Origin of the sequence: Burkholderia sp. Nafp2/4-1b, from assembly GCF_003635165.1 — a bacterium.
Classification (GTDB): Bacteria; Pseudomonadota; Gammaproteobacteria; order Burkholderiales; family Burkholderiaceae; genus Burkholderia.
Genome location: NZ_ML058619.1, coordinates 150,662 through 166,363 on the forward strand (window position 1 = coordinate 150,662; position 15,702 = coordinate 166,363).

Consider the following 15,702-nt stretch of genomic DNA (forward strand, 5'->3'; position numbering starts at 1 on the left):
TCGCCGCCCGCCAGTCCGGCCAGATCGCCTCCATGTGCGTGTATCGGACACGCCATTCAAGCTCGGCCTAAAACGACTGGCGGACAACGATGAATCATTTGTCAGGCCCGAGGCCATGCTCGACGAACTGCGGCAGAACAACGAATCGCGGAGTAATGCGGAGTGGTGGTACAACGATTCCACGCGCCAATCCAAAATCTCGCCGCAGGTTTATTCGGTCGAATCGAAATCCTCTTCTCTTGCATTCAGAATTCCGCTCAGTGTGCGCAGCCCCACGTCGAGCTGGTCCATTGTCGGCGCAGCCAGCGCGAGCCTGACAGCGTTCGGCGCATGGCCGGGCGAGGCTGCGAAGGTGGTCGACGGCGTCAACGCGATGTCGCGCCGGGCCGCGGCTGCGACCAACGCCTGCGAGCGCCAATGGGCTGGAAGCGTCAACCACAGATGAAAACATTTTCCGTTCGTCTGAATGTCGAAATCCGACAGACGGTCGGCGGCCAGCTTCTGACGGGCCACGGCGTCGACGCGTTTCAGTCGTGCGAGTTCGGCAACCGTACCGTCGCTCATCAATCGCTGCGCGGCCGCGAATGCAAATCCCGATGCCGTCCATCCGCCCGAGCGTACCGACGCCATCACCGTTTCACGCAACCGATGCGGCGCCACGACGAATCCCAGCGTCAACCCCGGCGCTACCTTCTTCGAAAGGCTGTCGATTACAACGCAATTGTCCGGTGAGAGCGCCGCAAGCGGCGGCTGGTCGTCGAGGAAGCCGTACACGTTGTCTTCGATGACAGGAATGCCGAGCTTTTCCACGACACGCAAAAGATCTTCACGTCGTGCAGCATTCATCGTCATGCCCAACGGATTCTGGATTGCGGGCTGAATGTAGATCGCCGAAAGATTGGCTTCCCGGTGCGCCTTGAGTACCGAGTCGGGGCGCACGCCGCCTTCGTCCATCGCGAGTGCAACCAGCGTGATACCGAGCCGAGCCGCGATGCCCTTGATGAACGGGTAGGTCAAGGCTTCGACGCCGCAGCGCCCGCCCGTCGGAACAATGGCGGCAACCGCGGCGGCAATGCTTTGTCGTCCGTTCCCCGTGAAGACCAGTTGCTCGGGAGAAGGCGCCCATCCATTCCCCGCGAGACATGCGGCAGAGACGTTCCTGAGAGCGGGCGTTCCACTGCTTGTTGCCTGACCCAGGGCACTCCCGAGCTCCGCTGCGCTTGCGAGCCCGCTCAGGCTCCTCGCGATGAGTGACGTTTGATCGGGAAGTATCGGGTAATTGAACTCCAGATCAATCCGGACATCACGCGGTTCGCCTGGTGCCGCTGCGCCGCGCCTTGCGTCGCCCGAAACGAACGTGCCCCGCCCTACCTCGCCGACGACGAGCCCTCGTCGCAACAACTCTGCATAGACCCTGCTGGCCGTCGACACGGCGATCTTTCGCTGGTCCGCGAAATTCCGCTGGGGAGGCAGCCGGTCGCCCGGCTTGAGCGTTCCGTCGGCAATGTCTGCGGCGATCGCGTCGGCCAACTTCAGGTATTCGGACTTTGACATTCAATGTACGGAGTTCAATGTATATTGCACCGAGATCAATGTTTTTATTGCACCGAGCAAATGTCCGGAGCATTCTGTCTTCATTGCCGGATTGTACCGGGATTGCATGCACGGAGACGCACCATGCCTTTCACCTCTTCGATTCCCGTCCAACCCGCGTACGCGAGCAGTGCGCCGGAATCTTCACGCCTGTTGGGCGCGAGTTACTTCGCCCACGCGAGGTTATCGTGATGATTTCGTCGACCGGAATGGATCTGCAACTGACGTTCATCACGCTGCTGATCGCCTTTGCAGGTGTGTTCCTGATCTCGTTCATGAAAGGGGCGTTCGGCGGCGGGTTTTCGATCGTCGGTATTCCGCTGCTGTCGTTGGTGATGGATCCGGTTACTGCGGGCGGAATGCTCGCACCGCTGTTCATCGCAATGGATCTGTTCGCATTGCGCTACTGGAAGCCTTCGACATGGTCGAAGCCGGACCTGATGCTGCTTTTGCCGGGACTCGTGACGGGCATCGGCGCCGGCTATCTGACCTTCCGACTCCTCGACCACCGCGCGATCTCGATCGTCATGGCGGCGATCACGCTGATCTTCGTTGGATTATGGTTGGTCGGAGGCGCAGCGTTGACTGTCCGTCCGCGTTCCAGGCCAAAAGCGATCACGGCTGGTCTTGCGTCCGGCGTGACCACGATGGTGGCACATTCGGGCGGCCCGCCGCTCGCGATGTATCTGCTGCCTCTTGGCCTCAGCAAGGAAGTCTATGCGGGGACGACAAGCATGTTCTTTACCGTGGGTAACGCGACCAAGGCAGTGCCATGGCTGCTTCTGGCCAGGCCGACGGGCAATGTCTTGGTCGTGATGGCGGTCTGCCTGTGTGCGATTCCTGCTGGTGTCGTGGCCGGTTGGCGGCTTCACGCAAAACTGGATCAACGCCAGGTCTATCGAGCATGTTACGGACTGCTGGTGGTAGCCGCGGTGAAACTGCTTTGGGATGGCGTAACGGGATATCTCGCGTAAGGGATGTACTGCTCGAATCTTCGCGTTGACGTGGCAGTCACCGCTGCGTCGACATCAGCCTTACGATCTCACGAAGAAGATAGTTTGCGGCCGGACCAAGTCGCCTTCCGACTCGTGTCGTGACGTAGCGATCGAACGTCCGGGCGATCGGGTGGTCAATCGGTACAGCCTTGACTTGCCCAGCGGTAATCCGCTCTTGCGCAGCACGACGGGTCATGAATGCCACCGCCAGGTTTTGCGCCGCTATAGCCGCGGCAGTCGAGAACAGGTCGCAGCGGAATGCTGGCACATAGGTGCATCCAATATCGGCAAGGATCGCGTCGATATATGTTTGCAGCCCGAAGTCAGCTGGCATGAACACCAGCCGCTCATTGCTCAGCTCTTGCATGGACACAGACTTGCGCGTCGACATTCGATGATCGACAGAGAAGATGGCGCACAACGGCTCGCTCTGGAATAGCCGTGAGTTCAGCGTGGGATCTGTCGAGGCCCCGATGGATACACCGATATCGACCTCGTCCTCGCGAACCATGGAGAGCAGTTCACGCAGCCGGCCCGTGCGTAATTCCACCACGATGTTCGGGTATTTGACGTGGAATTGCTTCAGGACAACGGCGACCAGGTTCGTCACGATGCCTTCGCCGACAGCAAGCGTCACCTGACCTCTGCGCAAACTCCGGTACTCGTCGAGTTGAGCACGAAATCGTCGTGCCTGTCGATCCCGCTCCCGGAAATACTCGACTGCCATCTGCCCGGCTTCGGTCAATTCCATTTTTCGCCCTCGCCGTGACACGAGCGATAACCGCAACTCGCGCTCGGCAAGGGAGACCTGGCGGCTGATCGTAGAGACATTGACGCCAAGACCAACCGCCGCCTGACGCATTCCCCCATACGTCGAGATTGCGACGAGGTACTGAAGTACGCGCTCCGAAAGCTCACGTTCGATCGATTCCATTCCGGCCACTCCCACTGTTGTCTTTCATGCAACATTTTGCTCGTGCCGGGAGCAACTTTCCATCCGGAAGTTCGCCGATACTGCGACCCATACTGGATACGGCCGGTGGGCACGGCCCAAGCCAGACAGATTGGACGACAACCCGTCATCACGGAGCGAGGAGAACGTATGAGCGACCAGAAGCTGGCAACGGCGGCAGCCGAGCCAGGCACGATTGGAGAGGACCGATCGGAGGGCACGAGCACCACGAGGGACGCGATTAACCCTTATGTATTGCTCTTTTTCATGCTGATCGCGGCGGCGGCCGCGACATGGGTGGCACCTGCGGGCGAGTTCACCCGCACCATCACTAACGGCGTCAGTTTCGTCGTCCCCAACAGCCTGAAATGGATGCCGCAGCACGGTGTGCTGCCGGGTTCCGTGTTCGTTGCCCTGGCTGAGGGCATGATCAAATCTGCCCCAATCATCTTTCTTATCCTGTTCACGGGTGGCGCGCTCGCGGTCCTTGAAGCGACCGGCGCCATCCGTAGCACGCTGAACGTGATCGTCAGGCGCAACGCTTCGAGCGAACTCACCACGATCGTCATCGTCTGTGCGGTATTTTCGTTTCTCGGCACACTGGGCGTGGTGAATAACTCCGTCGTCGCCTTCGTTCCCATTGGCCTGCTGCTTGCGGAGTCAATGGGGCTGCCACGGGAAATCGGCGCAGGCATGATCTACCTGGGCACGTATTCCGGCTTCAACACGGCAATCCTCAATCCGGTCACCACCGGGTTGTCACAGCGCCTCGCCGGCCTGCCAATGTTTTCCGGGATGTCGTTTCGCGTTGTGGTGTATCTGGTATTCGTGGTTGCCACAGCCATCTTCCTCGTAGCTCGCACCCGGGCACACCGCCTGTCTGGCGACGCCAGAGCCGCCATCGGTGCGGCAGACGAGACACATCGATTCTCGGCAGAACGCGTGAGCGCTCGCCACCTGGTAGTCGTCGGTATCCTGCTTGTTTGCCTCTCAGGCTTCGTCTATGGCGCGTCATCGAGGCACTGGGCGGAGACAGAGATGATCGCCACTTTTCTCGTCGTCGCAATCGCGTCCGGAATAGTCGGCGGCATTGCGCCCAGCAAGCTCGCGGATACATTCATGTCCGGATGCGCGCGGCTCATTCACGGTGCGCTGATCGTTGGGGCAGCGCAGTCCGTTTCGATTGTCCTGAGCAGTGGCAAGATCCTTGACCCCATCATCAACATGCTCGCAGGAATCCTCGCACCGCTCAGCCCGACGTTGGCAGCGATCGGCATGTTCCTGAGTGCGGCCTTGATGCACGTGGGGATATCGTCGGGATCCGGCGAGTCTGCCGTACTGATTCCGATTTTCGCCCCGCTCGGAGACGCGCTGCACCTGACACGGCAGGTTTCGGTTCAAGCGGTGCTGCTTGGCGAAGGCTTCGTCAATTGCTTCAACCCGACCTCCGGCGTCTTGATGGCCGTTCTCGCCACGTCCGGCATTCCCTACTCACGCTGGGTGCGCTTTGTTGCGCCCCTTCTGCTTGCGTGGTTTGTGATCTGCATCGCCGCCCTTGCGATCGCGGTTGCCATCCACTGGGGACCTTTTTGACGGACCTTTTTTCCGCTTGCCATGTTACTACCCGACCTGAGCACCATCGCTGACCTTGAGCCGTTGGAAAGCGACCTTCGCCGCTTGCGCTACGCCTTGCACTGCTGCCCCGAACTGGCGTTCGAAGAGACCCAGACCGCGGCGATGGTCGCAAGCCGACTAACAGAGTACGGATATGCCGTTGAAACGGGCATCGCCGACACTGGTGTGGTCGGAACATTACGGCTCGGAACCGGTGCGCGCAGCATCGGTATCCGCGCGGACATGGACGGACTCCCGATCGAGGAACTCAATACCTTCGACCACAAGAGTCAAATTCCCGGAAGAATGCACGCGTGCGGTCATGACGGACATACCGCAATGCTTCTTGGCGCAGCCCGCCACCTCGCGCAGCGACAGCGCTTTGACGGCACGCTGCATCTGATCTTCCAGCCCGCCGAAGAGCGGGGGTTCGACAGCGGTGCCAAACGCATGGTGGAGCAAGGGCTTTTCAAGCGTTTCCCATGTGACGCAGTGTTCGCCATGCATAACCATCCCGGCCGTGCAACGGGTACCTTCATGTTTCGCAGGGGTGCGTTCATGGCTGCAGGCGACCGAGTCTTCATCAAGATCGTCGGAAAAGGCGGACATGCCGCCCGCCCACATCTGGCCAACGATCCAATCGTTGCAGCAGGCAGCATCGTGATGGGCCTTCAGACAGTCGTCTCGCGCAACATCGACCCGGCAAAGCCAGCCGTGGTCACGATCGGGAAAATCGCGGGTGGATCTGCGCCCAACGTCATCCCGGGCGAAGTCGAGTTGAGCATCAGCGTTCGTTCCTTCGATGAAGAGGTTCGAAGCCTCTTGAGAGAACGGATCACTGAGCTCGTACATGCGCAGGCCAATAGCTTTGGAGTCACCGCCGAAATCGACTATGTGGAAGGTTATCCGGTCGTGACGAACGCCGAGGCAGAAACGGATCTCGCGATTCAGGTTGCCCGCGAGTTGGTCGGGGACGCAAATGTCACGGAAAACATGGAGCAATTGATGGGGAGCGAGGATTTCGCATACATGTTGCAGGCGTGCCCCGGGACGTTCCTGCGAATTGGAAATGGTCCACATGAAGGTGGAAAGACACTCCATAGCGCAACCTACGACTTCAATGACGAAAACCTGATCGTCGGTTCTGCGTTTTGGGCCAGACTGGTCGAACGCTATTTGCAGGCCGGGAATTTCTCCGCCTGAATCTCGGTACGTCTACTCCTGCGCAGAGGCCGTGCGCCATGTCCTGCGCGTGAATGGGGACAATTCGTTGCATCGACACGTTGAATCCGCACGATCCGCAATGAGTCGGCGGACGGCATAGCAGCGGCGATCCCTACTCCCGCCACGTCGCGTCCGCGAGCTTCGCGACCAGTTCGTCGTACACCACCCGGATGCGGCGCGGCATCGGGCCGCGCCGCGGCCGATAGACGTGCAGCTTCCACGGCTCGGGCTCGAGGCTCGGCAACACCCGTACGAGGCGCCCCTTCCTGACGTACGGCCGGACCAGATACTCCGAGCACTGACCGAGCCCCACCCCCGCGCAAACGGCCTCGATCTCTACCTCGGCGTCGTCCGTCAGGTAAGCCGGCGACGATGGAACGAGCTGGTGCTCGCCGCGAAACGTCCACGGCCATGGCCGACCGCTTGCACGTTCGATCAGGCACGTCACCGGCATCGCTTCGAGTGCCTTGCGGGTTTTCGGCTCGCCAAGCCGCCTGATCAGCGAAGGCGCGGCGACCACCCACATCGGCAGCGGCCCGACCATGCGCGCGACGAAGCGGTTGTCGCCGATCGCGCCGACGCGCACGCCGATGTCGATCTGCTCGTCGACCACCGGCGACGGCACGTCGGACAGCCGCAGATCGGGCACGAGCCCCGGATACCGCTGCATGAGGCCGGTGAGGATCGGCTGCACGTAATGCCGCCCCATGCCCGACGGCGCGGTGATCCGGACGACGCCGACCGGCTCGTCGCGCTGGCCGAGGGCAGGCCCGAACAGCCCGTCGACGGCGGCCAGCGCGCCCTGCGCGTCGCGCGCGAACGACTGGCCGAATGCGGTGATCCGGATGCTGCGGGTCGTTCGGTGAAACAGCGTTTCGCCGAGCATCTCCTCCAGCTCGCGCACCGCGCGCGTGACGACTTGCGGCGACACGCCGAGCCGCACGGCCGCCTCGCGAAACGTCGGCGCGGCGGCGGCCGCGGAAAAGATCTTCAGGAGGTCGAGCCGGTTGAGCATGGGAGGCCTTCAGGATGCCTGCGAAAAAGCGATTTTAATTCCTCATCAAGGAATTCTAAATGCGCCATTGTTCCATTTTTTTATCGGCGACGAGCCACCACAATGCGTATCAGACGTCGCTTCGACGCAATGGATCAACCCCCACGGAGAAACGCATCATGAACGCAAGCACGCAATCCGCCCCGCTCGACGGCCGCATCGCGATCGTAACGGGCGCCAGTTCCGGCATCGGCCGCGCATCGGCGATCGAACTCGCGCGCCGCGGCGCGAAGGTCGTCGTCAGCGCACGACGCAAGACCGAACTCGACCGGCTGGTCGACGAGATCGCGACCGCGGGCGGCAACGCACAAGCCTTCGCCGCGGATGTCGCGAACGAAGACGATCTGCGCAAGCTGTTCGATTTCACGGTGTCGACCCATGGACGCCTCGACATCGCATTCAACAACGCAGGGACCGAAGGCGTATTCGCGCCATTGCTCGAGCAGGATGCGGAAAGCTTCGACCGGGTATTCGAGCCAAACGTGCGCGGGGTCTTCAACTCGATGAAGTTCGCGGCCGAAATCATGCTGCGCCAGGGTACGGGCAGCATCATCAACAATGCGTCGATGGGCGGCGTCATCGGCTTCGAGAATGCGTCGGTGTATATCGCGAGCAAGCACGCGGTGATCGGGATGACGAAGACGGCTTCGATCGAATGGTTCAAACGCGGCGTGCGCGTCAACGCGCTGTGCCCCGGGCTGATCGATACGCCGTTCCATCAGCGCGGCATCTGGCCGTCGGAGGACGCACGACTGGCCTTTGCCGCGTCGACGCCGGCCGGCCGCTGGGCGTCGGCCGAAGAAATGGCGACGATCGTCGCGTTCCTCGCGTCGGACGATTCCAGCTATGTGTCGGGGCACGCGCTCGTGGCCGACGGCGGCTATTCGGTCGCGTGAGCCCCCGGGTGCGAGCCGCGCAGCGGCTTCAACGCGCGGCGGCCGCGACCGCCGCTTCCCGTTTCGCATGCAGCCGCAACGCGGCCCATGCGATCCCGGCCGCGAAAATCCCGACCACGCCGCCGAACGTGCCGATCCACGGCAACCCGAAGTCGCCGGCGATATGGTTGCCGAGCAGAGCGCCGGCGCCGATCCCGACGTTGTACAGCCCGGAGAAGATCGACACTGCGAGATCGGTCGCCTCCGGCGCGAGCTTCAGCACCCACGCCTGCATCGCGAGACCGAAGCACACGATCGCGCCGCCCCACAGGAGGGTATGAACCGACAGCGTGACGATGTTCAGCGCGCTCGGGAACAGGATCAGCAGGCACGCCGACAACGCGATGATCGACGCGAGCAGGAAGTCGGCCGGCCGCTCCGGAAAAACGTGGTTGAAGCAGAACGCGGCAGGCATGCCCGCGACGCCGAACAGGATCAGCACGTAGGTAATCCGGCTGTTGCTCGCGTGATTGACGCTCTGCACGAACGGTTCGATGTACGTGTACGACGTGAAGTGCGCGGACACGACCAGCACGGTGATCGCGTACAGCGCGACGAGCGCCGGCTTCCTGAGAAACATCCCGATACTGGCCAGCGATCCGGCGCCCTCGCTCAGCAGCGTCGGCAATGTCATGCGCAGCAACAGCAACGCAGCCGCCGCCGCGGCGCCGATCACGAGGAACGTCGTGCGCCAGCCGAGCGCCTCGCCGATCACGCGCCCGAGCGGAATGCCGGCGACCATCGCGATCGCCGAGCCCATCGCGATCAGGCTGAGCGCACGGCTTTTGCGGTCGCTCGGCGCGAGCCGCACCGCGAGCGGGATCGAAATCGACCAGAACACCGCATGCGCGCACGCGATGCCGAGCCGGCCGATCATCAGCACCGTGAAATTCCACGCGAAGCCGGTCAAGACGTGGCTGCCGATGAACACCAGCAGCGCGACGCTCAGCAGCTTGCGGCGCTCGACGTGGCGCGTGAAGAACGTCAGCGGCAGCGACACGACGGCGACCGCCCACGCGTAGATCGTCAGCATCAGGCCGACGGCGGTCGGCTGCATCTGCAGGCTGTCGCCGATCGCGCTCAGCAGCGCGACGGGCACGAATTCGGTGGTATTGAAGATGAAGGCGGTGAGTGCCAGGGCCAGAACGCCCCACCACGATTGTTCGGAACTGACGGCGTCGGGGGTTGCCATACGGGGATTCGACGAAGGTTGGGCGTGCGCGGGCGGCCCGCCCGGCGCATCGGCGCGATTGTACCAGCGGTGTTTGACACGCTGCGCCGGGGTGCGGCGCGGGACATGGCGGTGACACGGCCGCGCGCCGATAATGTGACGAATCGGGTTTTACCGACGATTTGCCGCAACGATTTGCCCGAACGTCATCGGACCAGGAGATTCACATGCGCATTGAAACGTCATTTCTGTTCGATCTCGACGGCACGCTCGTCGATAGCGTCTATCAACACGTCCTTGCATGGAAGGAAGCGCTCGATGCCGAAGGCATCGAACTGTCGGTGTGGCGCATCCATCGCAAGATCGGGATGAGCGGCGGATTGTTCCTGAACCAGCTGCTGCGCGAGACGGCCGGCGACATCGACGCCGAGCGCGTCGAGCGGCTCGCGCGGCTGCATGCGGCCGCGTACCAGCGGCTGCGCGCGCAGGTCCGGCCGCTGCCCGGTGCGCGCGAGTTGCTGGCCGCGTTGTCGAATGCCGGCATTCGGTGGGCGATCGCGACCAGCGGGCGGATGGAGACCGCATCGATCAACCTCGAAGCGCTGGGCGTCGATCCGGCGAAGAACGTGGTCGTCACGCGCGATCAGGTGAAGTATGCGAAGCCGGACCCCGACCTGTTCCTGACCGCTGCCGCGAAACTGAACGTGCCGATCGAACATACGGTGGTGGTCGGCGACAGCATCTGGGACATGCTGGCCGCGAGCCGCTGTCGTGCGCTCGGTGTCGGATTGCTGGCGGGTGGTTACGGCAGCGACGAACTGGAGCGTGCCGGTGCGCTGCGCGTGTATGACGATCCGGCGGATCTGCTGTGGCATCTGGACGAGATTGCGGCGCGGCCGTGACGTCTAAACCGTCCGCCTGGCCCGCACCGCCCGCATCGCCTGGATCCCCGAAATCGCCCTCGCCCCCGGCCGGCTCGACGAACTTGTCCGGATTCCACCAGCAGCCCGGACACGACGTCGAGCAGCACGCGCACAGGATGCATTCGACCGCGGCGCGTCAATCGTCGTCCACGCGCTTGTCGATCAGATAGCGCCCACGCTCGACGCCCGCCCGCAGCGCTTCCTCCTCGCTCACCCATGCGGGGTTCGTCGATTCCGGCACGAAGAGTTCGATGCGCGCGCCATCGACATACACCTGCACTTCATCGGCCCACGCGCCGCGCTCGTTGCGCCGCGCCCATACGCGAATCTCGTGGCCGCGATACGGGTCGCGCACCTGTGCGTCCGGTTGATGTTGCATCCTGGCCCCCTGTGCTTATCTGCGATTGCGATGCAAAAAATGCGCGCAGCATGACCGCCGCGCGCGCCGTCGGCCCGGCGCGCACGCGCCGTGCCCGGTGGCCTCGTGCCCGGCACGCACCTTGCGTCCCTTTTACGCATGGAACCGTTCCGGTCCGCCAGATAAAAGGGAGGCCACGATGATCGGCCATATCGAACTTCTAGGACGCCTGCTGCTCGCCGCCCTGCTCGGCAGCGTGATCGGGTTCGAGCGCGAGCGGCTCAACTGGGCCGCCGGGCTGCGCACGCACATGCTGGTGTGCGTCGGCTCGGCCCTCGTGATGCTCGTGTCCACCTTCGGCTTCGAAGACGTGCGCGGCCAGAACGGCGTCGTGGTCGACCCGTCGCGGGTCGCCGCGCAAGTCGTGTCCGGCATCGGCTTCCTCGGCGCCGGCTCGATCCTGCTGCGCGGCGAAGTCGTGCGCGGGCTGACGACGGCCGCGAGCCTGTGGGCGGTGGCCGGCGTCGGGCTTGCCGCGGGCGGCGGCATGTATGTCGCATCGCTCGGCGCGACGGCGATCGTGCTCATGATCCTCGCCGGCGTGAAGCCGCTCGAGCGCCGCTTCATCGCGCAGCGGCAGCAGCGCACGCTGCGGCTCGTGGTCGAACGCGGCGGCCTGACGCTCGGCACGCTGCACGACGCGCTCGGCACCGGCCGCGTGCGGGTGAAACGGTTCATCGTCCAGCAATCGGACGACGATCCGGACACCGACGACATCTCGGTTTCGTTCTCGCGCACGAGCGGCGCGGAATTTGCGGCGATCTGCGAGACGCTGCAACGGATCGCCGGCGTGCGCACCTGTTGCCCCGACACTTCGACAAGGAGCTTCGTGTGACCCAGACCGACCTGCTCTCGTATCTCGTGACGAGCCAGCTGGCCGCGCGCATGCGCGGCGGCGCATGGCTCACGACCAGCCAGGTCGTCGGCGCGCTGCGCGCATGGCTCGCCTGTCATCACGCCGACTGCGAGTGGCTCGACCGGATCAGGATCGCGCACGCGTCGGCGACAATCGCGGAGGGCATCTACGAGATTGCGTGCGCGCACGGCGATCCGGAAAGCGGCGAGCGCATCCGGATCGATCTGGATTCGCCGGATCTGCGGGCGCTGCGCGCACGGTGCGATGTGCTGCTGCAACGCATCGACGGCGACCGGGACGTCGACGCCCGATGAGCGTGCCGGACCGCACCGCGCGCGCCGCGTTGGCGACCGCGCGCGCCGACGACGCGGCAGCCGATCCTCCACCCACGGACGATTCCGCGCAATACGGCCTGCTCGAACGCGGCCGCAACTGCGACACGATCCGCACCGCGGACCGCTTCGCGATGCTGGTCGACGGCGCCGCCTACTTCTCGACGCTGCGTGCCGCGCTGCGTCGCGCGCGCCACACGGTGTTCATCGTCGGCTGGGACGTCGACAGCCGGATGCACCTGTCGCCCGCCGACGCCCGCGACGGCCTGCCCGACACGCTCGCCGCGTTTCTGCATGCGCTGGCCGCCGCGCGGCACAACCTGCGCATCTACGTGCTCGCGTGGGACTTCGCGATGATCTACGCGCTGGAGCGCGACTGGCCGCCGGTCTATCGCGCCGCGTGGCGCGCGCATCGCGGCATCCGCTTCCGGCTCGACGACACGCATCCGCGCGGTGCGTCGCATCATCAGAAACTCGTCGTGATCGACGACCGGCTCGCGTTCGTCGGCGGGCTCGACCTGACGCGTTCGCGCTGGGATACACCGGCGCACGCGGCCGACGAGCCGCGCCGCCGCGACGCGAACGGGATGCCGTACGGGCCGTTCCACGACGTGCAGGCGATGTTCGACGGCGAAGCGGCGGCCGCGATCGGCGAGCAGGCGCGCAGGCGCTGGTTCAATGCGTGCGGGCGTCCGATCGCGATTCGCGCGCAGCGGCATCTCGATCGCGAAGAAGACGTCGATCCGTGGCCGCCCGACACGCACGTCGATATTCGCGACGTGCGGCTCGGCATCGCGTACACGGCGCCGCGTCATCGCGATCGCGAACCCGTGCATCAGGTGCGCGCGCTGATCGAGGATGCCATCCGCGCCGCGCGGCGTCATCTGTATATCGAGAACCAGTACTTCACCGCGACGGTGGTGCGCGAGACGCTGGCCGCGCGCCTTGCCGATGCGAACGGTCCGGACGTGACAGTCGTCGCGCCGCGCGTGCAGAGCGGGTGGCTGCAGGAAGCGACGATGGGCGTGCTGCGCGCGCGGCTGCACGAAACGCTCAAGTCCGCCGACCGCTTCGACCGCTACCGGCTGCTGTATCCGCACGTCGACGGTCTCGGCGACGGATGCGTCAACGTGCACAGCAAGCTCGCGATCGTCGACGACGAATGCCTCGTGATCGGCAGCGCGAACCTGAACAACCGGTCGATGGTGCTCGACACCGAATGCTGCATCGCGCTCGTCGCGGCCGGCGAGCCGCGCATCCGCGCTGCGATCGCGGGCCTGCGCGAGCGGCTGCTGGCCGAACATCTCGACACGACGCCGGCCGCCGTGGCTGCCGCGTTCGCGGACGCCGAACGGCCGAACGCCGCGCTCGACCGGCTGCGCGCGAAACCCGGGCGCACGCTGCGCACGCTCGACCCGGTCGTGACGCCGCAGCTCGACGCGCTGGTGCCCGTCAGCGCGCGGCTCGACCCCGAGCAGCCAATCGAACCCGACCGCTTCGTGCGCGAATTCGTGCCGCAGGAACAGCATCGCTCGTTGACCGCGCGCTTCTTCGTGCTCGGCGCGGCCGTGCTGCTGGTCGCCGCGCTCGCGCTCGCCTGGCGCTTCTCGCCGCTCGGCAAGGAGCTGAACATCGCGTCGCTCGCGCGAACCGCCGCGCATGCCGCGCAGCTGCCTGGTGCGCCCGTGCTGCTGCTCGCCGGCTACGTGGTCGCGGCGACGCTGTCGGTGCCGATCACGCTGCTGATCACGGTGACGGGGCTCGTATTCGGCGCGTGGCCGGGGCTGGCGTACGCGGCCGTCGGCACGATGGTGGCCGCCGCCGCGACTTACTGGATCGGCCGCTGGCTCGGCCGCGATGCGGTGCGCCGGCTCGCTGGCGGGCGCGCGAACCGGCTCAGCGAACACATCGGCCGGCGCGGCGTGGTCGCGATGGCCGTGCTGCGGTTGCTGCCGATCGCGCCGTTTACGATCGTGAACCTGGTCGCCGGCGCGTCGCACATCGGCCTGCGCGATTACCTGATCGGCACCGCGCTCGGGATGCTGCCGGGCATCGTGCTGACGGTCACCTTCGCGCACCAGCTGACCGCCGCGTTCAGCCATCCGGGGCCGGGCGCGTTCGCGTGGCTCGCGGCGATTGGCGCCGCGCTGGTCGGCGTGTCGGTGCTGCTCGTGAGGGTGCTGCGACGATGGCGCTGAGTCGACAACCGGCCCCGCCGCCGGACATCGCCACGTCGGAGAGCCCGCCCGCCGCCGCGCCGGGCGGCCGCGACCTGCGGATCGCGACGTACAACATCCGCGGCGGCTACGGCGCGTGGCCCGCACGCGCGGCCGACCGGATCGCGGCGGTGATCCACGAGCTCGACGCCGACGTGATCGCACTGCAGGAGGTACCGCTCGGCGGCACGCGCGTGCCCGACGTGCTCGCCCACCTGCGCGACGCGACCGGAATGCACGCAGTGGCCGGCCCGACCATCGACACGCCGGAGCGCCGCTACGGCAACGCGGTGCTGTCGCGCTGTCCGATCCGCGCGGCGCGCACGCTCGACCTGTCGTTCCACCAGCGCGAGCCGCGCGGCGCGCTCGATGCGGACATCGACTGCGGCACCGGCCCGATCCGGGTGGTCGCGACCCATCTCGGGCTGTCGTCGAACGAACGCAGCGCGCAGGTGCAGCGGCTGCTCGCCGCGTTCGATACCGGTGCGATGCCGGTGATCCTGATGGGCGACATCAATGAATGGTTCGTGCGCGGCCGTGCGCTGCAGGCGCTAGTCACGCGGTTCCGGCGCGCACCGGCGCCGCGCACGTTCCCGACGGTGTGCCCGGTGTTCTCCCTCGACCGGATCTGGATTCACCCGGGCGAGCTGCTGGTCGACGTGAACGTGCATCGCAGCATGCTGGCCCGGCATGCGTCGGATCACTATCCCCTCGTCGCCCGCATGCTCGCGGTGCCGGCGTCGGGCACGTCGCTTGCGCGCTGAGCGCCTCCACCTCACGGAGCCTTGCCCATGCGAACCGACGAACTCACCGGAGCGGCCCTCGATTACTGGTGCGTGCGCGCGTTGTGCGCGGACGACGAAGACACGCTGACCTTCACGGCCGTCGAGCCGCACGTGATCGTGACCGCCGCGTGCGACGCGTTGCGCCGCCTCGACGCGCATTTCGCGCCGTCGGCGTCGTGGGCCGACGCGGGTGCGGTGCTCGAACGCGTCGGCGACCTGCGCATCGCGCGGCGCGGCGACGGTGTCGAATGCGACGCGTGCTTCATCGACGGCCCGTCGACCTGTGCGGCGCGTGCGCCGGATTTGCGTACCGCGTTGCTGCGTGCGTTCGTGCGTGCGCGGTTCGGCGACGAAGTGGAAGCCCCGCCGTCGTTCGCGCATCGGATCAAATCCGGCGCTCCGGTGCGCTACGACCCCGGCGTGCCGGTGCCCGAAGCGGAGCAGGATCCGGCGACCGGCGACAGCTCGGATATACGGTCGATTCCGCGGATGTGACGGCGTCGGGCGGCCAGGCCCGCGGCAGCCAATGCAGGAACCGTTCAGCGTCCATGTAAAAAGGACAGCGTTCCGCCCCTTGGATCCCGCACGTGCGTTGCCGTGGCGGGCGCCGTGCAGCAGGCACGGCGGTTGCGAC

Annotated in this window: 15 protein-coding genes and 1 pseudogene; 10 read left to right on the top strand and 6 right to left on the bottom strand. The window is 65.3% G+C overall.

Going from position 1 to position 15,702, the window contains the following annotated elements:
• Positions 1-210: 210 nt before the first annotated feature.
• Positions 211-1,554 (bottom strand): PLP-dependent aminotransferase family protein, encoded by a 1,344-nt coding sequence (locus tag C7H84_RS27370; protein ID WP_121861703.1) that lies wholly within the window; start codon positions 1,552-1,554, stop codon positions 211-213.
• 230 nt (positions 1,555-1,784) lie between these two features.
• Here C7H84_RS27370 and C7H84_RS27375 point away from each other — a divergent pair, with 230 nt between their 5' ends.
• Positions 1,785-2,567 (top strand): sulfite exporter TauE/SafE family protein, encoded by a 783-nt coding sequence (locus tag C7H84_RS27375; RefSeq protein ID WP_121861704.1) that lies wholly within the window; start codon positions 1,785-1,787, stop codon positions 2,565-2,567.
• Between the two features lie 37 nt (positions 2,568-2,604).
• Here the strand turns inward: C7H84_RS27375 and C7H84_RS27380 are convergent, their stop codons facing one another.
• Positions 2,605-3,522 carry a LysR family transcriptional regulator gene (locus C7H84_RS27380; RefSeq protein WP_121861705.1) on the bottom strand — a complete coding sequence of 306 codons (918 nt, stop codon included), beginning with the start codon at positions 3,520-3,522 and terminating at the stop codon, positions 2,605-2,607.
• Positions 3,523-3,690: 168 nt separating this feature from the next.
• Here C7H84_RS27380 and C7H84_RS27385 point away from each other — a divergent pair, with 168 nt between their 5' ends.
• Both C7H84_RS27385 and C7H84_RS27390 read left to right on the top strand, forming a co-directional pair.
• On the top strand, positions 3,691-5,133 hold the full coding sequence (locus C7H84_RS27385) for a YfcC family protein (protein ID WP_121861706.1): 1,443 nt from the start codon (positions 3,691-3,693) through the stop codon (positions 5,131-5,133).
• A 21-nt stretch (positions 5,134-5,154) separates the two neighbouring features.
• A complete protein-coding gene (locus C7H84_RS27390) occupies positions 5,155-6,357 on the top strand; it encodes a M20 aminoacylase family protein (protein WP_121861707.1) in 1,203 nt (400 codons plus the stop codon).
• Between the two features lie 133 nt (positions 6,358-6,490).
• On the opposite strand, the gene C7H84_RS27395 is transcribed toward C7H84_RS27390, so the two are convergent.
• Positions 6,491-7,393, bottom strand: coding sequence for a LysR family transcriptional regulator (locus tag C7H84_RS27395; protein WP_121861708.1), 903 nt, complete (start codon positions 7,391-7,393; stop codon positions 6,491-6,493).
• Positions 7,394-7,551: 158 nt separating this feature from the next.
• Between C7H84_RS27395 and C7H84_RS27400 the strand changes: the two genes are divergently transcribed.
• Complete coding sequence (locus C7H84_RS27400) at positions 7,552-8,328, top strand: glucose 1-dehydrogenase (protein ID WP_121861709.1); 777 nt, start codon at positions 7,552-7,554, stop codon at positions 8,326-8,328.
• A 28-nt stretch (positions 8,329-8,356) separates the two neighbouring features.
• On the opposite strand, the gene C7H84_RS27405 is transcribed toward C7H84_RS27400, so the two are convergent.
• On the bottom strand, positions 8,357-9,559 hold the full coding sequence (locus C7H84_RS27405) for a sugar transporter (protein WP_121861710.1): 1,203 nt from the start codon (positions 9,557-9,559) through the stop codon (positions 8,357-8,359).
• Positions 9,560-9,765: 206 nt separating this feature from the next.
• Between C7H84_RS27405 and C7H84_RS27410 the strand changes: the two genes are divergently transcribed.
• On the top strand, positions 9,766-10,440 hold the full coding sequence (locus C7H84_RS27410; RefSeq protein ID WP_121861711.1) for an HAD family hydrolase: 675 nt from the start codon (positions 9,766-9,768) through the stop codon (positions 10,438-10,440).
• A 64-nt stretch (positions 10,441-10,504) separates the two neighbouring features.
• Here the strand turns inward: C7H84_RS27410 and sdhB are convergent.
• Positions 10,505-10,585, bottom strand: a pseudogene (gene sdhB / locus C7H84_RS27415) (succinate dehydrogenase iron-sulfur subunit); the annotation flags it as partial.
• 12 nt (positions 10,586-10,597) lie between these two features.
• Complete coding sequence (locus tag C7H84_RS27420; RefSeq protein ID WP_121861712.1) at positions 10,598-10,840, bottom strand: DUF6566 family protein; 243 nt, start codon at positions 10,838-10,840, stop codon at positions 10,598-10,600.
• Between the two features lie 178 nt (positions 10,841-11,018).
• On the opposite strand from C7H84_RS27420, the gene C7H84_RS27425 reads away from it, so the two are divergent.
• From C7H84_RS27425 to C7H84_RS27445, 5 genes are read left to right on the top strand one after another with little or no spacing between them, the layout of a single operon-like run.
• A complete protein-coding gene (locus tag C7H84_RS27425; RefSeq protein ID WP_121861713.1) occupies positions 11,019-11,714 on the top strand; it encodes an MgtC/SapB family protein in 696 nt (231 codons plus the stop codon).
• The gene (locus C7H84_RS27430; protein ID WP_121861714.1) at positions 11,711-12,049 is read left to right on the top strand and encodes a hypothetical protein; all 339 of its coding nucleotides are present in this window, start codon (positions 11,711-11,713) and stop codon (positions 12,047-12,049) included. The genes C7H84_RS27425 and C7H84_RS27430 overlap by 4 nt, the downstream gene beginning before the upstream one ends.
• Complete coding sequence (locus C7H84_RS27435; protein WP_121861715.1) at positions 12,046-14,265, top strand: VTT domain-containing protein; 2,220 nt, start codon at positions 12,046-12,048, stop codon at positions 14,263-14,265. The genes C7H84_RS27430 and C7H84_RS27435 overlap by 4 nt, the downstream gene beginning before the upstream one ends.
• On the top strand, positions 14,256-15,047 hold the full coding sequence (locus C7H84_RS27440) for an endonuclease/exonuclease/phosphatase family protein (protein ID WP_121861716.1): 792 nt from the start codon (positions 14,256-14,258) through the stop codon (positions 15,045-15,047). Before C7H84_RS27435 ends, C7H84_RS27440 begins: the two co-directional genes overlap by 10 nt.
• Before the next feature lie 27 nt (positions 15,048-15,074).
• Entirely contained in the window at positions 15,075-15,563 is a 489-nt protein-coding gene (locus C7H84_RS27445) for a phage protein NinX family protein (protein WP_121861717.1), read from the top strand.
• The last annotated feature ends 139 nt before the right edge of the window (positions 15,564-15,702 follow it).